20 protein-coding genes are annotated in these 20,765 nt (G+C 65.9%); 12 read left to right on the forward strand and 8 right to left on the reverse strand.

Features of this window, described 5'->3' with window-relative positions:
* Positions 1-264 precede the first annotated feature (264 nt).
* From purT to ACPGXI_RS01000, 5 genes are read left to right on the forward strand one after another with little or no spacing between them, the layout of a single operon-like run.
* Positions 265-1,467: a formate-dependent phosphoribosylglycinamide formyltransferase gene (gene purT, locus ACPGXI_RS00980; protein WP_526648890.1), complete on the forward strand. Its 1,203-nt coding sequence runs from the start codon at positions 265-267 to the stop codon at positions 1,465-1,467.
* Entirely contained in the window at positions 1,464-1,910 is a 447-nt protein-coding gene (locus ACPGXI_RS00985; RefSeq protein ID WP_526648892.1) for an Rv0361 family membrane protein, read from the forward strand. Before purT ends, ACPGXI_RS00985 begins: the two co-directional genes overlap by 4 nt.
* 19 nt (positions 1,911-1,929) lie before the next feature.
* Positions 1,930-2,343, forward strand: coding sequence for a rhodanese-like domain-containing protein (locus ACPGXI_RS00990; RefSeq protein ID WP_526648894.1), 414 nt, complete (start codon positions 1,930-1,932; stop codon positions 2,341-2,343).
* Positions 2,328-3,581 (forward strand): O-succinylhomoserine sulfhydrylase, encoded by a 1,254-nt coding sequence (locus tag ACPGXI_RS00995; protein ID WP_526648896.1) that lies wholly within the window; start codon positions 2,328-2,330, stop codon positions 3,579-3,581. The genes ACPGXI_RS00990 and ACPGXI_RS00995 overlap by 16 nt, the downstream gene beginning before the upstream one ends.
* Positions 3,582-3,590: 9 nt before the next feature.
* Positions 3,591-4,046, forward strand: a complete 456-nt coding sequence (locus ACPGXI_RS01000) for a hypothetical protein (protein ID WP_526648898.1) — start codon at positions 3,591-3,593, stop codon at positions 4,044-4,046.
* Here the strand turns inward: ACPGXI_RS01000 and ACPGXI_RS01005 are convergent.
* From ACPGXI_RS01005 to ACPGXI_RS01015, 3 genes are all read right to left on the reverse strand, one after another.
* The gene (locus tag ACPGXI_RS01005; protein ID WP_526648899.1) at positions 4,043-4,909 is read right to left on the reverse strand and encodes an SDR family NAD(P)-dependent oxidoreductase; all 867 of its coding nucleotides are present in this window, start codon (positions 4,907-4,909) and stop codon (positions 4,043-4,045) included. The two genes, ACPGXI_RS01000 and ACPGXI_RS01005, sit on opposite strands and share 4 nt — an antisense overlap.
* Before the next feature lie 118 nt (positions 4,910-5,027).
* On the reverse strand, positions 5,028-6,503 hold the full coding sequence (locus ACPGXI_RS01010) for a rhodanese-like domain-containing protein (RefSeq protein ID WP_526648901.1): 1,476 nt from the start codon (positions 6,501-6,503) through the stop codon (positions 5,028-5,030).
* A 162-nt stretch (positions 6,504-6,665) separates the two neighbouring features.
* Positions 6,666-7,415, reverse strand: a complete 750-nt coding sequence (locus tag ACPGXI_RS01015; RefSeq protein ID WP_526648903.1) for an MBL fold metallo-hydrolase — start codon at positions 7,413-7,415, stop codon at positions 6,666-6,668.
* Between the two features lie 22 nt (positions 7,416-7,437).
* On the opposite strand from ACPGXI_RS01015, the gene fgd reads away from it, so the two are divergent.
* From fgd to ACPGXI_RS01035, 4 genes are read left to right on the forward strand one after another with little or no spacing between them, the layout of a single operon-like run.
* The gene (gene fgd, locus ACPGXI_RS01020; RefSeq protein WP_526648905.1) at positions 7,438-8,448 is read left to right on the forward strand and encodes a glucose-6-phosphate dehydrogenase (coenzyme-F420); all 1,011 of its coding nucleotides are present in this window, start codon (positions 7,438-7,440) and stop codon (positions 8,446-8,448) included.
* Positions 8,449-8,466: 18 nt separating this feature from the next.
* Complete coding sequence (locus ACPGXI_RS01025; RefSeq protein WP_526648907.1) at positions 8,467-9,438, forward strand: endonuclease/exonuclease/phosphatase family protein; 972 nt, start codon at positions 8,467-8,469, stop codon at positions 9,436-9,438.
* A 16-nt stretch (positions 9,439-9,454) separates the two neighbouring features.
* On the forward strand, positions 9,455-11,572 hold the full coding sequence (gene pta / locus ACPGXI_RS01030; RefSeq protein WP_526648909.1) for a phosphate acetyltransferase: 2,118 nt from the start codon (positions 9,455-9,457) through the stop codon (positions 11,570-11,572).
* Between the two features lie 5 nt (positions 11,573-11,577).
* The gene (locus ACPGXI_RS01035; RefSeq protein ID WP_526648911.1) at positions 11,578-12,756 is read left to right on the forward strand and encodes an acetate/propionate family kinase; all 1,179 of its coding nucleotides are present in this window, start codon (positions 11,578-11,580) and stop codon (positions 12,754-12,756) included.
* Here ACPGXI_RS01035 and ACPGXI_RS01040 read toward each other — a convergent pair.
* The 4 genes from ACPGXI_RS01040 to glnX all read right to left on the reverse strand — a co-directional run bounded on the left by ACPGXI_RS01040 (position 12,676) and on the right by glnX (position 18,092).
* Entirely contained in the window at positions 12,676-13,137 is a 462-nt protein-coding gene (locus ACPGXI_RS01040) for an STAS domain-containing protein (protein WP_526648913.1), read from the reverse strand. The two genes, ACPGXI_RS01035 and ACPGXI_RS01040, sit on opposite strands and share 81 nt — an antisense overlap.
* A gap of 310 nt (positions 13,138-13,447) precedes the next feature.
* Positions 13,448-15,736, reverse strand: coding sequence for a tetratricopeptide repeat protein (locus tag ACPGXI_RS01045; protein WP_526648915.1), 2,289 nt, complete (start codon positions 15,734-15,736; stop codon positions 13,448-13,450).
* Positions 15,736-16,674 carry a glutamate ABC transporter substrate-binding protein gene (locus ACPGXI_RS01050; protein WP_526649137.1) on the reverse strand — a complete coding sequence of 313 codons (939 nt, stop codon included), beginning with the start codon at positions 16,672-16,674 and terminating at the stop codon, positions 15,736-15,738. Before ACPGXI_RS01050 ends, ACPGXI_RS01045 begins: the two co-directional genes overlap by 1 nt.
* A 98-nt stretch (positions 16,675-16,772) precedes the next feature.
* Entirely contained in the window at positions 16,773-18,092 is a 1,320-nt protein-coding gene (gene glnX, locus ACPGXI_RS01055; protein WP_526648917.1) for a protein kinase G-activating protein GlnX, read from the reverse strand.
* 152 nt (positions 18,093-18,244) lie between these two features.
* On the opposite strand from glnX, the gene ACPGXI_RS01060 reads away from it, so the two are divergent.
* On the forward strand, positions 18,245-18,736 hold the full coding sequence (locus tag ACPGXI_RS01060; RefSeq protein WP_526648919.1) for an NUDIX hydrolase: 492 nt from the start codon (positions 18,245-18,247) through the stop codon (positions 18,734-18,736).
* On the opposite strand, the gene thiE is transcribed toward ACPGXI_RS01060, so the two are convergent.
* Positions 18,720-19,463: a thiamine phosphate synthase gene (thiE, locus tag ACPGXI_RS01065; protein WP_526648921.1), complete on the reverse strand. Its 744-nt coding sequence runs from the start codon at positions 19,461-19,463 to the stop codon at positions 18,720-18,722. The genes ACPGXI_RS01060 and thiE overlap by 17 nt on opposite strands.
* A gap of 45 nt (positions 19,464-19,508) precedes the next feature.
* On the opposite strand from thiE, the gene thiO reads away from it, so the two are divergent.
* Positions 19,509-20,570: a glycine oxidase ThiO gene (gene thiO / locus ACPGXI_RS01070; protein ID WP_526648923.1), complete on the forward strand. Its 1,062-nt coding sequence runs from the start codon at positions 19,509-19,511 to the stop codon at positions 20,568-20,570.
* Positions 20,567-20,764 carry a sulfur carrier protein ThiS gene (gene thiS / locus ACPGXI_RS01075; RefSeq protein ID WP_526648925.1) on the forward strand — a complete coding sequence of 66 codons (198 nt, stop codon included), beginning with the start codon at positions 20,567-20,569 and terminating at the stop codon, positions 20,762-20,764. Before thiO ends, thiS begins: the two co-directional genes overlap by 4 nt.
* The last annotated feature ends 1 nt before the right edge of the window (position 20,765 follow it).

Below are 20,765 nucleotides of genomic sequence, written 5' to 3' on the forward strand. Positions count from 1 at the left end.
CCGACTCAGCGCTCGGAGGTACTGCCACCGGTGACTGCTCAGCTGAGTCGCTGCCGCCGAGGAGTCCCATCAGTGCACCGGACACGGCGACGATGACGAGCGCGAGCACCCAAGAAAACCGACGGACCATACCGCCAATATTTCAGACTTTGGCGCACCGGTGTCCGCACAGCGCGGGTCCGGCGCGCGCGGGGTGCAAGTCGAACGCCCGGTTGCGCATGGCGCGGCTCATCGGGTCGCTCGTTCTGGCAGGGTGGACGGACGATGAGTGACACGACGGACGGCGACACGATTTCTGACCAGACGGCGCTGCCCGCACCCGGTTCGGCAGTGGTGATGCTGCTCGGTGCCGGGGAACGTCATGGTGAGCTGGCGCTGGCGTTCCGGCATCTCGGTGCCGAGGTGATCTCCGTGGACCGGTACGCCGACGCGGTCACCGAGCTCATCGACACGGAGAAGCCGGACTACCTGGTGGCCGAAGCCGGCGCGGTCGCGATGGACGCGCTGATCACGATCGCCGAGCGTGGCGACGTGGAGGTGTTCCCGACGCCGCGCAGCACCCGCCTGGCGCTTGACGGTGAGGGATTGCGCCGGCTTGCGGCCGACGAGCTCGGCCTGCCGACGGTTCCGTTCTGGTTTGCCGGTTCTGCGGCAGAGCTTGCCGCGATCGGACAGCACGCGGGTTTCCCGTTGGCGGCCAAGCCGGTCGCCGCCGCCCCCGGTGAAGGCGAGTCGGTGCTGCGGGGGGCTGAAGACGTCGAGCCTGCTTGGCGCCGCGCCGTCGCGGGGGGCCGACTCAGCCTGCAACGTGTCATGGTCGAGACCATCGTCGAGGTCGATGCCCAGGTGACGTTGTTGACGGTGCGTACCACCGGCCCCACCGGACCCGTCGTCAATTTCTGCGAGCCGATCGGTCACCACCAATCAGCTGATGGGACCCTGGAATCCTGGCAGCCCCAACAGCTTTCACCGGCCGCGCTGGACGACGCGAAATCGATCGCCGCCCGCATCGTCAACTCGTTGGGTGGTCGTGGGGTGTTCAGCGTGGAGTTGCTGGTACGTGGCGACGAGGTCTATTTCGCCGACGTGGCGCCGCGGCCCCATGACAGTGGGCTGGTGACCCTGCGCTCGCAGCGGCTCTCCGAGTTCGAGTTGCACGCTCGGGCCATCCTCGGGCTTCCCGTGGACACCATCATGATCTCGCCGGGCGCCGTCGAGGTGCGCTATGCGGCAGAGTCGGGTTCAGCGTCAGCGACGGCGGACAGCCTCGATGCGGACGACGCACAGTTGCGTGCCCATCTGGCCGACGCGCTGGCCGTCGCCGAAAGCGACGTGCGTCTGTTCAGCCGCGGCGATGTGCCTGAAGCTCGGCGCTGGCTCGCCCTTTCGACGGCGACAGCACCCGATCCGATCGTCGCCCGCGACCGCGCTCGCCGGGTCGCGACGGCGCTGCGCGGGCCCCGATGAACGAATCTTCTGACAAGTCCTCCAATGGCGCGAGCCCCGGTCCGTTCCTGGGCGCGCTGGCGATCATCGTCATCGGTTTGATTGCGGTCTGGTTGTTCAATGCGCTCTCGGGTGACGAGCTCACCGATGAACAGCAGATCGGTCGTGCAGTGGTTGCGCAGAACGACGCGCTACAGCGCCAGGACTACGCTGACTTCCGTACCTACACCTGCGTGGAGCAGCGGGGTATCGAAGCAGACATCCTTGCCAGACAACGTGATTCGTCGGCAAACCGGGGGGATCGTTTTGTCGACCGGGCGACCAACATGGCTATCGAAGGCGACCGGGCTACCGCCGAGGTCACCTACCACTTCGACAAAGATCCTGACGCCAAGGAGACTGTCGAGATGGCGTTCGCACGCCAGGACGGTGTATGGAAGGTCTGTTCGACCGGCCCCAATTAGCTGTGGGACACTCACGAACGTGAGTTATGCCGGAGATGTCACGCCTGAAGAGGCCTGGAAGCTGCTGAGCGAGAACCCTGAAACCGTGCTGGTCGACTGTCGTACGGCGGCAGAGTGGCGTTTGGTCGGGGTGGCCGACCTCGCCAGCCTGGACCGCGATGTCGTCTACGTCGAGTGGAATCGCACTGACGGCGCGCGCAACGAGGGCTTCGTCGACGATCTGGTGGCCTCGGGCATCACCCCGGGTGAAAGCGCGGTGGTGTTCCTGTGTCGCTCCGGGAACCGGTCCATCCCGGCGGCCCGGGCGGCCACGGCAGCGGGTATCACTCCGTCTTACAACATGCTGGACGGCTTCGAGGGAAACCTTGACGAGCAGGGCCATCGCGGTGGTACCGGCTGGCGGGCCAGCGGGCTTCCATGGAGACAATCGTGAGTAGTCCCGACCAACCCTTGCCGTCGGTGCGGACGCCGGCCGAACTGCCCGAGGGGGTCAGCCAGGCCACCATCGGCGTGCGCGGCGGGTTGCTGCGTTCGGGCTTCGAGGAAACCGCCGAGGCGATGTACCTCACGTCGGGATACGTGTACCAGACGGCAGCCGATGCGGAGAAGGCGTTCACCGGCGAGATCGACCGTTATGTCTACTCGCGCTACGGCAACCCGACGATCTCGATGTTCGAAGAGCGATTGCGCCTGATCGAGGGTGCGCCCGCCTGCTTCGCGACGTCCACCGGGATGTCTGCGGTGTTCACGTCGTTGGGTGCGCTGCTGGCTGCCGGTGACCGATTGGTCGCGGCGCGCAGCCTGTTCGGGTCGTGCTATGTGGTGTGCAACGAGATCCTCCCGCGGTGGGGCGTGGAGACGGTGTTCGTCGACGGCGACGACCTTTCCCAGTGGGAGGAGGCGCTGTCCGACTCCTCCAAACCCACCCGAGCCGTCTTCTTCGAGACGCCGTCGAACCCGATGCAACAACTGGTCGACATTGCCGCTGTCTGCGACCTGGCCCATGCTGCCGGGGCGAAGGTGGTTCTGGACAACATCTTCGCGACACCGATTCTGCAACAGGGTTTCCCGCTGGGCGCCGACGTGGTCGTCTACTCGGGCACCAAACACATCGACGGCCAGGGGCGGGTGCTGGGCGGGGCGATCCTCGGCGATAAGCAATACATCGACGAGCCTGTGCAGAAGCTGATGCGGCACACCGGTCCGGCGCTCAGTCCTTTCAATGCGTGGACGCTGTTGAAGGGTCTCGAGACGTTGGAATTGCGTGTGCGGTATCAGAATTCGTCGGCGCACCGAATCGCTGAGTATCTGGAGTCCAGCCCTTCGGTGCGGTGGGTGCGCTACCCGTTCCTGGAATCGCATCCGCAGTATGATCTGGCCAAGCGTCAGATGTCCGGTGGCGGCACCGTGGTGACTTTCGAACTCGACGCCCCCGACGGCCGTGGTAAGGAGCGCGCGTTCGAAGTGCTGGACAAGCTTCAGGTCATCGACATCTCGAACAACCTTGGGGACGCCAAGTCGCTGATCACCCATCCGGCGACGACGACGCATCGGGCGATGGGCCCGGAAGGCCGGGCCGCGATCGGTTTGGGTGACGGCGTGGTGCGAATCTCAGTCGGGTTGGAAGGCACTGAGGATCTGCTGGCCGACCTGGACCGGGCGCTGGCCTAGGTGTCGTAGGTGTCGAAGCGATCGGCGGCGAAGAAGGCGCGCCGGAACAAGCGGCAGGCCGCCCGCGATCGGACTTGGATTTCGGCGCCAGTGCGCGAGCAGATCGCTGAGGAACTCGAGATCGCCGGCGAGCTGGAGGATTTCGACGCTCAGCTGACCGCTCGGGGTTGGGCCTTCTCTGAGGACTTCGACGACGCCGACGACCTGTACGACTCAGACCGAGACGACTCGGACGACGTGGGAGTTGCCTGGTACTGGCCGCCCTCGATTGCCGAGGTGGAGGACGACGCCGAGCAGGTGGCGGCGACGGTGGTTCTGCTCATGCCGGAGGACGCGGGAGAAATCGCCCACGTGGTGTTCGTCGGGACGTCCGAGGACTATCAGTTCGGCCTCGAGGAGTTGTTCGACCATCTCGACGTCATCGAGGCCTACCGGGCGGGCGCGCCACCGCCGATCTTCGGTTAGTCCTGGTCACCGGGCGAGTCGACAACACCCAGCGCGGCCTGCGCGCGTCGCTCATAGCCGTCGCGCGCGGCCCGGTCGACGTCGAGGAACACCGTGTCGTTGCCCATCTTGTGGGAGAGCCAGCGTCTGGCTTTGGCCCCGAGGGTCGGCGTGATCGCGCTGACGAACCGCAGGGCGGGCGGGACCGACACCAACGTGGTCGGCTTCTCGAGCACTTTGATGACGGCCGCCGCGATGTCCTCAGGCTCCACCGGCTTCTGGGCCGAGGACGTGTGGGTGCCCGTGAGGAGTTCGGTGTTGGTGAAGGTCGGCATCACGCAACTGACGTCGACTCCCTGCGGGGCGAACTCGTCGGACATCGCCGTCGTCAAACCGACCACCGCGAACTTTGTTCCGGCGTAGACGATTTGGCCGGGAAGCGCGATCATGCCCGCCAGAGAGGCGATGTTGACGATATGGCCGCTGTGTCGGGCCGCCATTTCGGGGAGCGCTAGTTGGCACCCGGTGAGTACGCCGTAGAAGTTGACCTCGATCGCGGAGCGGATCGACTGCTCGGACTGTTCGAGGAACGGGCCGACCGGCATCACGCCGGCGTTGTTGATCAATGCATCAAGGTGCCCGTTCCCATCGGTGCGAGCCTTGCTCAGGAAGGTGGCGAACGATTCGCGGTCGGTCACATCCAACGGGTAGCCCGACACCGGCCCCAGAGCGCCCAGTTGCGCGACCGCCGACTCCTGCATCGCGACTTCGCGGTCGCCGATGACCACGCGCGCTCCGCGTGCCAGCAGTGCTGCAGCGGTGGCGTATCCGATGCCCCGCGCTGCGCCGGTGATCGCGATGGTCTTGCCGCGGATGTTGTCCATGCGGGAAAACTTAACACGTGTCAAGTTTTGGAGGTAGGTGGTGACTGGACTGCCGCAGCGAGTAGATCCGACTCGTCGCGTCCTGACCCGGAGGAGTGTCCTACCCCGGGGAAGTGGCCTATCCGGGGGAATCCGCCGCCGTCCGCGGGCTGTACTCACGGACCACGGCGCGGGACGCGATCCAGGTCCAGCCCGGCTCTCGTTCGGGGGTCTCCTCTGCCACGACGCTCAATCCGGCGCCGGCGGCATCGGCGAAGTCGTCGTCAACGTGGACGATGTTGGTGAAACCGTGGTGCATCAGCAGCGAGGCGACCGCGGCGGCGCGGTAGCCCGATCCGCAGAACACATAGACCGGCCGGTCTCGCGGAATCTCGCCGAGTCGGTCGGCGACCTCGTAGAAAGGCATGAAAACCGCCGTCGCGATATGGCCGACGTCCCATTCCAGGATCTGGCGGGTATCCAACAGGTAAGTGTCCGGGTCGGCGGCCAGCGCCGCCGCGACTCCGTGGAAGTCGACCTGCTCCAATCGCTGTGCCGTTGCCGGGTCCTCCAGCCAGGCCTGCGGACCTCCGGTGGCCTGGCCTACGGCGTTGTCGATCCCGACCCGGACCAGCTCACGGTGCGCGGCGCGGACCTGCTCGGGGGTATGGCCCAGCAGCGTCACCGGGGTGCCCCACGGCATCATCCAGGCCAGATAGTTGATGAAGGTGCCATCAAGGTCGAAGTTCACCGAGCCGGGGACGTGACCGGCGGCGAAGACGTTGCGCGAACGAAGGTCCACGACCCACTCGCCGGCGACGATGCGCTCGCGCAGCACCGTGGGATCGGCCTGCTCGGGCATCGAGAGGTCGACATCTCTCGGACCCGCGGCGTTGACCGGTCCCATATGGGCGTAGTAGGCGGGGAAGACGTCGAGCCCGGCCAGCAGGTCGGTGACGAACTTCTCTTCGGCCTCGGTGAGGGCTGGATTGATCGTCTTCTCGTTGCCGATGGTCGAGGAGAGTCCCTGCGCCTGGGTCGCAGCGCAGAACGAACCAAACCCATGGGTGGGGTAGATCGGGGTCTTGTCGTCGAGGGTGTCGGCAAGACGGCGCACCGAGTGCCACTGATCGTGGGCCTGTTTGACGGCCAGATCCGGCGCGACGAGGTCGGGCCTCCCGACGCTGCCGTACAGCAGGGAACCACCGGTGAACACCGCCCCGAGGTGATCGCCCTTGCGCACGGCGAAGGACACGTGATGCGGGGTGTGCCCCGGGGTGTGGATGACATCGACCGTCAGTTCTCCGACGGTGAAGGAGTCACCGTCGCGCACGGCGAGCCCCGCGAACGATAGCTCGACGTCCCCGGGGACGACGTAGGTCGCACCGTGGCGGCGCGCGAGCTCGAGGCCCCCGGTGACGTAGTCATTGTGGATGTGGGTTTCGGCGACGTGGGTCAGCGTGAGCCCGTGCTCGGCGAGTAGCGCCTCGACGCGGTCGAAGTCTCGCTGCGGGTCGACGACGAGCGCGTGCACGCCGTCATGGGCGACGTAGCTGCGATCACCGAGACCACTGGAGTCCAGCGGGATGACGTGCGGTGTTGCGGTATCGGACATCGAACTCTCCACTGGTCGACTGAAGGTTGTGGTGCGCCTGACCCTTCCGACCTTACCGACCCGCCCGACAGGGCCGGCCACGTTCGGACGACCGGTTCTGCAGCCCGAGATGAGCTCTCTTGCCGCGGGTGCGATGGCGGCCGCGCGCTGTCCTTGCCCGGCTCAGGACACGTCGGGCGAAGCGGCCTGCTCGGCGGCCACCCGGACCGGGCCCCGCCACACCGGACCGTGGCCAGGCAGTAAAATTTCGGCGTCGAGCGCGGCCAACGCTGCCAGGCTGCGCCGGCAACGGTCTTCATCGTGGTTGAACATCGGGGGCAGCAGTTGGGGTCCGCGGCGGGACGCCAACGGGTGATCGGTGACCAGCGCGTCGCCGCTGACCAGGACTCCATCCACCAGGTAGGAACAGTGCCCTCCGGTGTGGCCGGGCGTCGGGATCGGCTTCGGGGCCCCCGGCAGCCCCGCCGCGATGTTCTCGGTCAGCGGTGCCGTGGTCGGGATGCCGTCGCGCGTCAGAGCACCCTTGCCGAGGATCGAGACCGACCACTTGAGCCATTTCGGCTGCCAGACGTGGGCGGCGATGTCCACCGGCGATGCCTGTTCGAGGTACTCCCGCTTCGAGTGCCCGACCTCGGCGGCGTGGCAGTAGACCGGGGTGCCGTGCTCACCGGCGAACCAGATGGCCGAGCCGAAGTGGTCGATGTGTGCATGGGTCAACAGGATCGCCCGCACGTCCGGCACGCCGAACCCGAGTTGGTCCAGAGAGTCCACCACGTCGGCGCGGCTGCCGGGGAAACCGGCGTCGATGAGCATGACCCCGTCCCCGTCGCTGCCGGTGACCAGGGTCCAGTTCACCAAGTCGGTGTGGACGAAGTGAACGCGGTCGGTGACGGCGGTGAGGACCGGTGCCATCCGGCGAGTGTAGAAAGAACTCATGGGTGAACTGAAACTGGGCTACAAGGCATCGGCGGAGCAGTTCGCGCCGCGGGAACTCGTTGAGTTGGCGGTCGCCGCCGAAGCTCACGGCATGGACAGCGCGACGGTGAGTGACCACTTCCAGCCGTGGCGCCATGAGGGGGGCCACGCGCCGTTCTCGCTGGCCTGGATGACTGCGGTGGGTGAGCGGACCGAACGCCTGCTCCTGGGCACATCGGTGCTGACGCCGACGTTCCGCTACAACCCTGCGGTCATCGCCCAGGCTTTCGCCACCATGGCGTGCCTCTACCCGAATCGGATTTTCCTGGGTGTGGGGACCGGTGAGGCGCTCAACGAGATCGCCACCGGTTACGTGGGAGAGTGGCCCGAGTTCAAGGAGCGCTTCGCCCGATTTCGCGAATCGATCAAGCTGATGCGCGAACTGTGGCGGGGCGACCGAGTCGATTTCCACGGTGAGTACTACCAGCTCAAGGGCGCTTCCATCTACGACGTGCCTGATTCTGGCGTACCGGTCTATATCGCGGCCGGTGGTCCCGTGGTCGCCAAGTACGCCGGCCGCGCCGGCGACGGCTTCATCTGCACCTCCGGCAAGGGCGAGGAACTTTACAAGGACAAGCTCATCCCCGCCATGTTCGAAGGTGCCGAGAAGGCTGGCCGCAACCCCGACGACATCGACCGGATGATCGAGATCAAGATCTCCTACGACACCGATCCCGAGGTTGCGTTGGAGAACACCCGATTCTGGGCGCCGTTGTCGCTGACCGCCGAGCAGAAGCACAGCATTGACGACCCCATCGAGATGGAGAAGGCCGCCGACGCGCTGCCCATCGAGCAGGTGGCTAAGCGCTGGATTGTGGCCTCAGACCCCGACGAAGCCGTCGCGAAGGTCAAGGACTACGTCGATTGGGGCCTCAACCACCTTGTCTTTCACGCCCCGGGGCACGACCAGAAGCGCTTCCTGGAACTCTTCAAGCGTGATCTGGAGCCAAGGCTGCGACGCCTGGCCTGACACAGCGAGCGCGGCGAGATGATGAGGATTCTCGCAACCCTGTTGGGTGTGCTGGCCCTGGCCGCGGCGACGGTAGCCCTCGTTGCCCGGTATATGCCGATTTCCGGGCATCCCATGCTCATCGTCGCGGCCGTAGCGCCCTATCTTTCGCTCGCGGCGCCAGTGGCTGTGCTGCTGCTGGCGCTGAGAAGACGCTGGCTGCTGGCGCTGATGGCTTTGGCAGTGACCACGGCATTGGTGGGTGTGTACTTTCCTCGCTACCAGGGCGGCGCCGCGTCCACTTCAGGCACGGTCGATGTCCGGGTGCTGACCGCAAACCTCGGTGTGGGGCAGGCTGATCCACGTGCAGTGGTGGCGCTGGCTCGCGACAGTGCCGACATCGTCGCAGTCCAGGAAATCACCCAGGATGCGTCCGACGGAATGTCGGCGGCCGGGATGGATGCGGTGTTCCCCTACCGGGTCGTGGTACCTGCGCCGCGGGTCTCGGGTATCGGAATCTGGAGCCGACATCCCATAGTGCAGTCCGGCCGAATCGACGGGTATGCCCTGCCCATGCTGGGCGCGCGGATCCGTGTCCCCGGGGTCACGGTCGACACCACCGTGCTGTCGGTGCACCTGGCGGCACCGTGGCCGCAGCCGATCGGGCCCTGGCTGCGGGACATCGCATTGCTCCCCGACACGCTGCGGGAGGTGGCCGCCGCAGCCGGTGCGGGCGCGGTGATCGTCGCCGGCGACTTCAACGCCACCGCCGATATGGCGCCATTCGGGCGTCTACTGGACGAGGGATTCGGGGATGCCGCCGCAGAGGCCGGAGCCGGCCTCGCCCGCACCTACCCCGGCCGCGGAAACAGGCCGCCGCTGCTGGGTATCGACCACATTCTGGTGAGGAACTGTTCGGCGGCAGCGGCCAGAACGGTCACGGTTCCGGGAGCCGACCACCGCGGCCTGCTCGCCACGCTGCGGGTTCCAGTAGACATGACGGCCAGCTGACAGGCAGGCTTGAAATGTGCCCGACGCCCCGAGCTCCCAGATATCCGCCATATACGTCGCTTCGCCGGAGGGAGACACCGGGAAGTCGACCATCGCGCTGGGCATTCTGCACCGGCTAGCCGCGACGGTCGCCCGGGTCGGGGTGTTTCGCCCCATCGCGCGGGCTCCCCGGGGACAGGACAGAAGCGACTCGGGGGATGGACCCGGCGCGGGTCGCGACTACATCCTCGAACTGCTGCTGGCCCACTCCACCGCGGACCTGTCTTATGAGGAGTGTGTCGGCGTCAGCTACCAGCAGTTGCACGACGACCCGGACGCCGCACTGGCTGACATCGTCGACCGATTTCACCGGGTCGCCGACCAGTGTGACGCCGTCCTGATCGTGGGCAGCGATTACACCGACGTCGCGGCGCCCAGCGAGCTGTCGATGAACGCCCGGATCGCGGCCAACCTGGGCGCTCCCGTGGTGCTCGCGGTCCGGGCCGAAGGCCGCACGCCTGAGCAGGTTGCGCAGGTGGTCGAGGTGTGTATCGACGAGATCGCGGCCCAGCACGCCCATACCGCCGCGATAGTGGTCAACCGCTGTGACCCGGCGGACATGGCCGATGTCGCCGCAGCCTTACAGAAGATCGAACCCGGTAGCTATGTGCTGCCCGAGGAGCCACTGTTGGGCGCACCGTCGGTCGCCGAGTTGCAGGCCGCGGTCGCGAGCACACTGTTGCGCGGCGATCCTGCGTTGCTCAGACGTGAGGTGCTCGATGTCCTGGTGGCCGGCATGACGGCCGAGCACGTGTTGGAGCGGCTGACCGAGGGGGCCGCCGTCGTCACCGCCGGTGACCGCTCCGACGTCGTGCTCGCAGTGCTCAGCGCCCATACCGCCGAGGGCTTTCCCTCACTTTCCTGCGTCATTCTCACCGGCGGTCTGAAACTGCATCCGTCGGTGGACTCCCTGGTCTCGGGTCTGGGTCTGGGCCTACCCATCCTTGAGACGACCTTCGATACCTTCGAGACGGCCAGCAGGGTGGCCGCGACGCGCGCCCGAGTGACGATCCAATCCCAACGGAAGATCGACACCGCTTTGGCATTGATGGACGCCCACGTCGATACCGCGGACTTGTTGGCACAGTTAGCTATTGCGATCCCTTCGGTCACAACGCCGCAGATGTTCACCCACCGGTTGCTCGATCGGGCCCGGTCGGCCCGCAAGCGCATCGTGCTGCCCGAAGGCGACGACGACCGCATATTGAGGGCGGCGGGCAGGCTGTTGCAGCGTAACGTCGCCGACCTCACCATTCTCGGCGCTGAGTCCCAGATCCGATCTCGTGCAGCAGAACTCGGCGTGGACCTGTCACAAGCTGCGGTTCTCGATCCGCAGACCAGTGAGCTCTGCGACCAGTTCGCGCAGCAGTACGCGGCGCTGCGCAGCCATAAGGGGGTCACCCTCGAGCGGGCCCGGGAGACCATCCACGACGTCTCGTACTTCGGCACCATGCTGGTGCACAATGACATGGTCGACGGCATGGTGTCGGGTGCCAGACACACCACGGCGCACACAATCAGACCGGCCTTCGAGATCATCAGGACGGCTGAAGGGGTCGCCACGGTCTCCAGCATCTTCCTGATGTGCCTAGCCGACGAGGTGCTGGCATACGGGGATTGCGCCATCGTGCCGGACCCGACCTCCGAGCAACTCGCCGACATCGCGATCTCCTCAGCGCGTACTGCCGCGCAGTTCGGAATTGCGCCGCGAGTAGCGATGCTGTCGTATTCGACCGGCACCTCGGGAGAGGGTGCGGATGTCGACAAGGTCAGGAAGGCAACGGAATTGGTGCGTTCCCGAGAACCGGAGCTGCTGGTCGAGGGGCCGATCCAGTACGACGCAGCGGTGGAACCTTCGGTGGCGGCGACGAAGATGCCGGACTCGACTGTTGCCGGCCACGCCACGGTCCTGATTTTTCCCGATCTGAACACCGGAAACAACACCTACAAGGCGGTCCAGCGCAGCGCGGGCGCCATCGCAATCGGACCGGTGCTGCAAGGTCTGAACAAACCCGTCAACGACCTGTCCCGCGGCGCACTGGTCGAGGACATCGTGAACACCGTCGCGATCACCGCGATCCAAGCCCAGGGGTGAATCCAATGACGCGTTCGGTACTGGTGCTCAACTCGGGTTCATCTTCGGTGAAATACTCAGTTGTCCAACTAGAGTCGGGTGCGACAGTGGCCGACGGAATGGTCGACCGCATTGGCGAGGAGGTCGAGCCGGGCTCGGGGGACAGTGCAGTCGCAGATCATGCCGCTGCCTTGCAGGCGGTCTTCGACCTGCTTGCCGAGGGTGGGAATTCTCTGGATGATCTCGGCCTGGTGGCTGTCGGCCACCGAGTGGTGCACGGCGGACCAGATCTGTACCGGCCCACCGTGGTCGACGATGCCTTGATCGCGAGGCTTGAGGAACTGGCTCCGCTGGCACCCTTGCATAACCCACCGGCCATCCTGGGTATCGAAGTGGCACGGCAGGCGGTCCCGCAGTTACCCCACATCGCGGTGTTTGACACCGCGTTCTTCCACGACCTACCGCGGGCCGCGGCCACCTACGCCATCGACCACGAGATCGCCGCGAGGTGGCGCATCAAGCGCTACGGGTTCCACGGCACCTCACACCAGTACGTCAGCGAGCAGGCGGCGAGCTTCCTGGGCGTACCGCTGGAATCCCTCAGCCAGATTGTCCTTCATCTCGGCAACGGTGCGTCGGCATCGGCGATCGTCGGCGGACGACCGGTGGATACGTCGATGGGCCTCACTCCCATGGAGGGCTTGGTGATGGGAACACGCTCCGGTGACCTGGACCCCGGCGTGATCACCTATCTGTGGCGGACGGCCGGCATGGGTGTCGAGGAAATCGAGTCGATGCTGAATCGACGATCGGGAATGCTGGGTCTCGGAGGCGAGACCGATTTCCGGGTGCTTCGCCAACAGATCGAAGCCGGGGCCGAATCCGACCGGGCAGCAGCACAATTGGCCTACGACGTGTACATCCATCGACTGAAGAAGTACATCGGCGCGTACTTGGCGGTACTGGGCACCGCCGACGTCATCACGTTTACCGCGGGTGTCGGGGAGAACGACGCAGCGGTACGCCGCGATGCCCTCTCGGGGCTGGCGGCCTTCGGCGTCGAACTGGACGACCACCTCAACGACAGTCCGGCCAGGGCCGCCAGACGTATCTCTGCTGACGGTTCACCGACGGCGGTGCTCGTCATTCCCACCAACGAGGAACTTGCCATCGCCCGGGCGTGCGCGCAGGTACTTGTCGGCTGAACAGTTCTGTACCACCGGCAACTCCCGCGCCGGATCGCAGATGCCGAGCAGTCGCCGAATGTGCGCTTCGGCCAGCAGCGTCCAGTCGACGCCTGCGCGGGCGCATATGACATTGACATTAGAGAGCGCGGCGAATCCGGACGCGGCGAAGAACTCCACGTTCTGCAGGTCCAGTACCAGCCGATGGGCGCCAGCGATCTGGCGTTCGACATAGTCGGCGAGAGCCGAACAGGTCGTCGCGTCGATGTCGCCGTGGACTGTCACGAGGACCTTCGCGGGCGGCAATGGGTAAGCGGCAAACATCACCCGGTGATGATCTTCACGCAGATCGCAGGACCGCGGGTCCGGCCGGAATAGCCGCTGCGTACCTTGCCGAGTCATCGGCTCTGCAATTGGCAGCTGTTCTGAAATAGACATCGTGGCCTCCGTCAGCCGAAACCTGCGATTCGCACTCCTGAGATTCCTGCGGTGGCTGCCGTCAGGGAGAAGCAGACCCTGGAATCGCAAAGCCGTCGCGTGGCGGCCTGTGAGCCTGTTGCGCCGATGACGTCACCGATTTTTCCGACTGAAACCTCAGTCAGGCGGCTAACGTTACTACGGAATCAGCGGCTTGACCATATGTTCGTCGAATCCTTATCCGTACCCATTCACCTGGGGTTTTGTACGATATCTCGACCCTTTGCCGGGAGTCTCAGAACGTGGACATCGGCCGCACACTATTGGCCAGATCGACCAGCGCGTAACGGTGTGCCTGGGTGGGCGCGACCCGGGCAAGGTTGCGCAGCGAAGCTTCTACGCCGAGTTGCAGACCGTGCTCGGTGAACGGAAAACCCAGGATGTGGTTTGTGCTGGCGGTGTTGTCCGCGAGCCAGTCCATGGCGGTCCCGAGCACCAGCGCCCGGATCTGCAGCACCCGCGGCTCGGTCTCGGGCAGCGCCTCCACTCGTCGGGCGGCATTGCGGATTTGCTGCTCGGTGACCTCGTTGGTGGACCGGCCTGACAGCAGCGTCACCGCGCTCGTCAGGCGGGCGGTCGTGAAATGCCTTGACGTGGCGGGTACTTCGTCGAGGGTACGGACCGCCGCGTCGCGCTCGCCGGCGGCCGATTGGGCACGGGCAAGGCCGAAACTGGCCGAGATGACGCCGCGGTCGGTGGACCATACGGTGTTGTAGAACTTGCGTTCGTCGGGGTCTCCGGCCAGTTCGGCGGTGGCGGCCAGTGCGAGTTTGGGTGCCAGCTCGCCGGGAAGAGTGTCGAGCACCTCGGTGAAATGTTTTGTTGCCGAGGCATAGTCCGCGGTGAGCAGTTCGGAGACGGCACGGAACCAGACCAACCGCCAAGGCCGGCCGAATCGGTCGGCGAGGTCGTCGAGCTTACGGGTGGCCTTGGCGACGTCGCCGAGGTCCAGCAACGCGCGCGCCTCCATCAACGGAAGCTCAAGGGATTGGCTGAGGTCCACGCCCTCGGAATCCAGCGTCCCGTGACGGGCAGCGCGCAACGAATCCAGTGTCTGCACAGGCTCACTCAAAACTATCGCGGAGAGCAATGTCGCGCCGACATCGGTCGGGTCCACCAGCGGAACCTGAAGTGCCTTGACGATCTCCAGGGCGGTGAGCTTCTCCGAGTGGACCTGACCGTCGAGATAGACATCGGTGTGTGCCACGTGGAGGTCGGTTCCGAAAGTTGATCGCGACCGGCTGAACGCCGTCGACAACCCGGGCCGTGGCACCCCGGTGTCCTGGGCCACGACCTCACGCAGTACCCCCATCAGCTGGCCGGTCATCTCCTCGGCGCTCTGGAACCGGCGCCGAGGGTCGGGATCAATCGCGCGGTGCAGCAGCCGGCTGAACGAGTCGTACTCGGCCAGCACCGGATCGTCCTCGGGTAGGCCGTCCACGTAGCGGCCCTTGCGGGTGCGCAGATGCAAAGTCAGCGCTGCCAAAGTGCGACCCACCGTGTACATGTCGCTGGCTACGGTGGGACCGGTGCGCACGATTTCGGGCGCCTGATAGCCGGGCGTCCCGTAGAGGTACCCGAACGAGTTGACCGTGGAGACCGCTCCGAGGTCGATGAGCTTGAGTTGGTCCTCGGTCACCATGATGTTCTCGGGCTTGAGGTCGTTGTAGACCAGTCCGTTGGAGTGCAGATAACCAAGCGCGGGAAGGATTTCGAGCATGAAACCAATGGCTTCGGCCACTGGCAGCCGCGCGTCCTTGGGCCTCCCGCGACGGGTGGCCTGCTTGAGCGACGAGCCGCCGAAGAACTCCATGACGATGTAGCCGACCGGGCTGCCGTGCCTGTCGTCGTGTTCCACGAAGTTGAAGATCTTCACGATCCCCGGGTGGGTCACCTCGGCGAGGAACTGACGCTCTGCCATCGCGATCGCCTGGGCCTCGGCGTCACCGGAATGCACGAGACCCTTGAGCACCACCGGACGGTCGTTGACGTTCTTGTCGAACGCCAGATACACCCACCCCAGACCGCCGTGCGCGATGCAGCCCTTGATCTCGTACTGGTCGGCGACGATATCGCCGTCGGACAGTTGCGGCAGAAACGAATACTCGCTGCCGCAGTGTGGGCATGAGCCCTCCGACTTCGCGGGCGCGCCCGCGGATGATCGGCTGACTGCCCGCCCACAGTTCCAGCAGAACCGCTTCGACTCTGCAACGACCGGATTGCTCATCAGCGCGGCCAACGGGTCCACCTCGGGCACCCGCGGGATCTCCACCAGGCCGCCGCCCAGTCGCCGGGTGGCTGACACCGTGCGGGTCAGCGCTGTCGACTGCTCCTGTGGTTCGGTATCGGTGATCGGCTGCGAGTCGCTGTCGTCGTCGTCGAAATTCGGGCGAAATACCGCCTGGGTGGACATGGGGCGCATCGTCGAAACCGAATCACCGGCGTGTTCGACAAGGTCGGAGTAACCAGCGGGCTGGGTTCCAGGATCGTCTGCGGCGTCTGTGCCTTCCTCGTAGTCGGTCATCAGTCCGAATACCTCGGCTCCGGCGCGGACGGGGCGGGTCCCAGCACCGTCAACCATTTGCGGTACAAGGTGTTCCAGGTGCCATCCCGACGGATGCGCTCCAGCGTTCCGTTGACGAACCGCACCAGCCCGGTGTTCTCCAGATTGATGCCGATGCCGTACTGCTCGGCGTTCAGCGATGGCCCGACAAGGCGCAGATAGGGGTCCTGTGCCACCAGTCCAGCCAGGATCAAGTCGTCGGTGCTGACCGCGTCGACCTGGCGCTGCTGCAACGCGACCAGGCAGTCGGCCCACGTGACCACTCCGACGATGAGTGGCGGTGGGTTGATTTCCTGAATACGTTCCAGTGAGGTCGTGCCCTTCGCGACGCAGACCCGCTTGCCCGACAGGTCTTCCGGGCCATTGATCGACGAATCGCGTGGAACCAGGATTCGCTGGTTGGCCATCAGATACACCGTGGAAAAGTTCACCAGCTTCTTACGTGCACAGGTGATGGTCATCGTCTTGACGACCACGTCGACCTCATTGTTCTGCAACGCCTCGACGCGGTCTTCCGAAGAGAGTATTCGGTACTCCACCTGCGACGGCGTCCCGAAGATGTCGCGGGCGATCTCGCCGGCAATGTCGACGTCGAAACCGGTGATCTCGCCGGTGATCGGGTCACGGAAGCTGAACAGGTTGCTGCCGATATCGAGCCCGACGATCAACCGTCCGCGAGCTTTGATGTCGGCGACGGCTTCCTGGGCCTCGGCCTCGGTGTCGAACGGGCGAAGGCTGGCGGTCAGGTCGCAGTCATCTTCATCCGGGGCAGGTGTGCGGGCCACCTCCGGCCGCAGCTCTTCCATCCCCGCCGGCGTCGGGGGGGAAAGCGTGACCCCGGGCGTGGGGTCCAGTGGTTCCACCCGCGCGCACCCGCTCAGCAGCAACAGCGCCGCCATGAGGGCGGCGCCTGATCCTCTCGCCCAAGCGCTCATCGGGGCCTGCTGTTCTTCGCGCAAGCGCTCATCGGGCCTGCTGTTCTTCGCGCAAGCGCTCATCACCGGTACTCACTCAGTCTTGGCCATACCCCCAACGCCACGGCGATGGCCGCGACGACACTCAGGGCTGCGGCCCCGACCGTAGCTCCGGAGAGCACCCGACGCGCGTTGACGATGTCGGAACGCAACTGGCTGCGACTCTGCTCGATGCCCTCGGCCAACGCCTCGTCCAACTTGTTGAAGGCGGGTGTGGCGTCATCCTCACCGTCACCCAGCGCGACCTGCGTCGCGGCCTGGTAGTTACCGACCGCGATGTAGGCGGTGATCCGGTCGTCGGCGGCACGCCATCGTTCGAGTAGCTGGTCGGCGTCGACAAGGTCGGTCTTGTCGATCGCATCATCTTGGGCGAGGTAATGGGCCAGCTGTTGCTTCATCTGGTCAATTCGCTGGTAATAGGACTGCTTACGGACGTTTTCGTCGTCACGCCGGATCAGTGACAACGTTTCGTCGGCCCGTGCCTGCTGGGCGGTGATCGCCAGGTTGGTCACCGTTTTGAGCGACTCGGCCGCCGTTTCCTTTGCGCTGCGGCTGTCGACGGTCGAGATCACCAGCGCCGTGCCGACCCACATCAACATGATCAGCACCGCCAACCCGCCGGCGACGAATCCGATGTTGACCCGTCTTCGGGTGCGCTTGCCCAGCCATCGGTTGGCGAAAACCCCGAACAGCAGGGTTGACAGCACAACCAGGATCACCGGAGTCGGAATCCGGGTCGATGCGGTGGTCTCGGCGTCCACCCGCGCGGAGACCGCCTCATAGAGCCGCTGTGCATCGGGCAGTATCAGCTGCTGCATCTGTGAAGACGCCTCGGACAGGTACGACGCACCGACCGGGTTGCCCGCCTGGTTGTTGGTTCGTGCGGTCTCGATCAACCCGGTATACACGGCCAACCTGGCATTGATTCGGCTGAGAAGCTGGACCAGTGTCTCGTCGGTCAGTCCGCTGGCGGCGCGGGTCGCCGCGACTGCGGCGTCGGTGATCGCCTGCTCGTAGCGTCGTCGCACGTCGCGGGGCTCTACGCCGGCGATGAACGCGGTGGTGGCGGCGGCGTCAGCAACAGACAGTGTGGTGTAGAGCTGCCCGGCGGCGAAGGACAGCGGCTCGGTGTGATCGAGGACCGTGGTCAGCGCCCCCTGCCGGTCGTTGATGGTCGTCGAGGTCGCGAATGCACTCCCGGCCACCAGTGCGGCCAGGACGAAGCCGATGCTCAGGATGCGCCCCGGCGTCGTCCAGAGGAACCACCAACGCGAACGCGCCGGGGTTGTCGGTGACCGGGACGCAAGCGGTTCGGTTGAGGGATGCGCCAACTCCACAGTCACGTTTGCGCGGACCTCATTGTGATATCGATCTCTCCGGCTCGTAACGACTGAACCCACTCTATAAAAGAAGTCTAAGAGCTACCTGCCCTGCCGGTGCGGAATCAAGCACTGTGACTTCCCCGGTGTCGCCGCCTGTTCCCTATCCTGAACGTGTGCGCGGGGATGGTGACGGTTGGGTGGTGTCAGCAGACGGGACCGCGTATTGGGGCAGGCACGGCGCAGCGGGGCTACTGCTGCGTGCGCGTCGCCCGGACGGATCGGCCGCGGTGCTGCTCCAGCATCGGGCGCAATGGAGCCATCAGGGCGGGACCTGGGGACTTCCCGGTGGAGCGCGCGACAGCCACGAGACACCCGAACAGGCCGCGGTGCGCGAAGCGCAGGAGGAGGCCGGTGTGCTCGCCGATCAGCTGACGGTGCGCAGCGTGCTGGTCACCGCCGCCGTTGCCGGGTGGACCTACACCACCGTCATCGCCGATGCCGGCGCGTTGCTGAAGACGGTCCCCAACCGCGAGAGCGCCGAATTGCGCTGGGTGGACGAGGACAAGGTGGCAGACCTGCCGCTGCACCCGGGCTTCGCCGCGAGCTGGGAGCGGCTGCGCAGCGTCGCGGCGGCCATCCCGCTGACGGTCATCGGCGAGAGCTGAGCAGCTCGGTCAGCTGCCGCGCTGCCGCCTTCGGATCGTCGGCGGCGGTGATAGCGCGGACCACGACGATGCGGCGGGCCCCGGCGGCGACGACATCGGGTACCCGAGCGTGGCTGATTCCGCCGATTGCGAACCAGGGCTTGTCGGATCCGGTCTCGTCCACGATCGTGCGAGCGTGGCGGACCAGTTCGAGGCCGGGTGCCGGTCGGCCCGGCTTGGTGGGTGTCGGCCAGCACGGTCCCACACAGAAGTAGTCCGGACTGTTCGGTCCAGGTGCCATCGCGGCCTTCACCTGGTCGACATCGTGGGTGGATCGGCCCAGGATGGTGTCGCCGAGGATGTCTCGCGCGACCGGCGGCGGAAGATCATCCTGGCCCAGGTGGAGTATGTCGGAACGGGCGGCGAGCGCGATGTCGGCGCGGTCGTTGACGGCCAGTAGTGCGTCGTGGCGGCGGGTCGCATCGCTGAGGATCTCGAGGGCTGCTAGCTCGTCGCGCGCCTCCAGGGGGCCGAATCGCTGCTCGCCGAGCGATCCCTTGTCTCTCAGCTGAATGATGTCGACGCCACCGGCCAGCGCCGCTTCGGCGAACTCCGCCAGGTCGTCACGTTCGCGCCGGGCATCAGTGCAGAGGTACAACTTCGCCGATGCCAGCCTGGCCCGGGGTGCGGAGTGACTCACACCGCGAACGCTAACCCCGTGCCGACGTAGGCTGTTAACTCGGGTCATGCCGGCGAAGGGAGCAGCGAAGTGCCGAGGACAGGCAGGGCCAGAGTGGATCTCGCCGTCATCGGCGGTGGTGTCATCGGGCTCGCCATCGCGCGGCGTGCCGCCCAGGACGGCTTGGCGGTCCGGGTGCATCGCGACAGCCGGCAGCGCGGGGCGTCCTGGGTCGCCGGAGGAATGCTCGCGCCGCACAGCGAGGGCTGGCCCGGAGAGGAGCGCATGCTCCGGCTTGGCCTGGCCTCCCTTGAGCTGTGGCACCGGGGATTCCTGGAGGGACTGCCGCCCGAGGTCGTGACAGCCCGGGGGTCGCTGGTCGTCGCCGTCGATCGGGCCGACGTCGCAGATCTGAAAACCGTCGGCGAGTGGCTGTCTGGTCAGGGCCATCCCGTGACGCCTACTAGCACCGCTCGTGATGCGGAACCCCTTCTTGCCCAGGGTATTCGACATGGCTTCATCGCCGAGACCGAGCTGGCGGTGGACAATCGGAAGGTCGTCGACGCGCTTGCCGCGCACTGCCAACGCCTCGACGTCGAGTGGGATCGACCGGTGTGTGACCTGACCGAGGCCCATGCCGCCGCTGCCGCCGATGCCGTCGTGATTGCCAACGGAATTGACGCGCCCGAACTATGGCCCGGGCTCCCGGTCCGTCCGGTGAAAGGCGAGGTGCTGCGGTTGCGTTGGCGCCGAGGGTGTATGCCGTTGCCGCAGCGCGTGATCCGCGCGCGGGTCCATGGGCGCCAGGTGTATCTGGTTCCCAGGGCCGACGGCGTGGTCGTCGGCGCGACGCAGTACGAACACGGCCGAGACACCGCTCCCGCCGTCTCGGGTGTACGCGAACTGCTCGATGACGCCTGCGCGGTGTTGCCCGGTTTGGGGGAGTACGAATTCGCCGAGTGCGCCGCCGGGCTGAGGCCGACGACCACCGATACCCTCCCGCTGGTCGGCAGACTCGATGAGCGCACACTGGTGGCCGCGGGCCACGGGCGATCCGGATTCCTGTTGGCGCCATGGACCGCCGAGGCGATCGTCGCAGAGCTTCGCGGTGCGCCGCTTGCCGAGGCCGAGGAGCTGCGAACGGCCGAGGATCTGAGACGAGCGGTGGCCCGATGAAGGTGATCGTCAACGCAGAAGTCGTGGAGGTCGATGAGCGGATGACGGTCGGGGGTCTGCTGGCGATGCTCGGATTCCCGGAGAAGGGGATCGCCGTCGCGCTCGACTGGTCGGTGATACCACGGTCTCAGTGGCACACTCCGCTTACCGATGGAGTGAAAGTCGAGGTGGTTACGGCGGTGCAGGGTGGCTGAT

Source organism: Mycobacterium sp. (assembly GCF_049608025.1).
GTDB lineage: Bacteria > Actinomycetota > Actinomycetes > Mycobacteriales > Mycobacteriaceae > Mycobacterium.

Bases quoted from the DNA above. Each gene is read 5' to 3' on its own strand.
- ACPGXI_RS01050 (WP_526649137.1), bottom strand. From the start codon at position 16,674: ATGGCGGCGCTGTTGCTGCTGAGCGGGTGCGCGCGGGTGGAACCACTG.
- ACPGXI_RS01045 (WP_526648915.1), bottom strand. From the start codon at position 15,736: ATGACCGACTACGAGGAAGGCACAGACGCCGCAGACGATCCTGGAACC.
- ACPGXI_RS01025 (WP_526648907.1), top strand. From the start codon at position 8,467: ATGATGAGGATTCTCGCAACCCTGTTGGGTGTGCTGGCCCTGGCCGCG.
- thiS (WP_526648925.1), top strand. From the start codon at position 20,567: ATGAAGGTGATCGTCAACGCAGAAGTCGTGGAGGTCGATGAGCGGATG.
- ACPGXI_RS00995 (WP_526648896.1), top strand. From the start codon at position 2,328: ATGGAGACAATCGTGAGTAGTCCCGACCAACCCTTGCCGTCGGTGCGG.
- ACPGXI_RS01035 (WP_526648911.1), top strand. From the start codon at position 11,578: ATGACGCGTTCGGTACTGGTGCTCAACTCGGGTTCATCTTCGGTGAAA.
- ACPGXI_RS00985 (WP_526648892.1), top strand. From the start codon at position 1,464: ATGAACGAATCTTCTGACAAGTCCTCCAATGGCGCGAGCCCCGGTCCG.
- ACPGXI_RS01015 (WP_526648903.1), bottom strand. From the start codon at position 7,415: ATGGCACCGGTCCTCACCGCCGTCACCGACCGCGTTCACTTCGTCCAC.
- purT (WP_526648890.1), top strand. From the start codon at position 265: ATGAGTGACACGACGGACGGCGACACGATTTCTGACCAGACGGCGCTG.
- thiE (WP_526648921.1), bottom strand. From the start codon at position 19,463: ATGACCCGAGTTAACAGCCTACGTCGGCACGGGGTTAGCGTTCGCGGT.
- fgd (WP_526648905.1), top strand. From the start codon at position 7,438: ATGGGTGAACTGAAACTGGGCTACAAGGCATCGGCGGAGCAGTTCGCG.
- ACPGXI_RS01040 (WP_526648913.1), bottom strand. From the start codon at position 13,137: ATGACTCGGCAAGGTACGCAGCGGCTATTCCGGCCGGACCCGCGGTCC.
- ACPGXI_RS01010 (WP_526648901.1), bottom strand. From the start codon at position 6,503: ATGTCCGATACCGCAACACCGCACGTCATCCCGCTGGACTCCAGTGGT.
- ACPGXI_RS01005 (WP_526648899.1), bottom strand. From the start codon at position 4,909: ATGGACAACATCCGCGGCAAGACCATCGCGATCACCGGCGCAGCGCGG.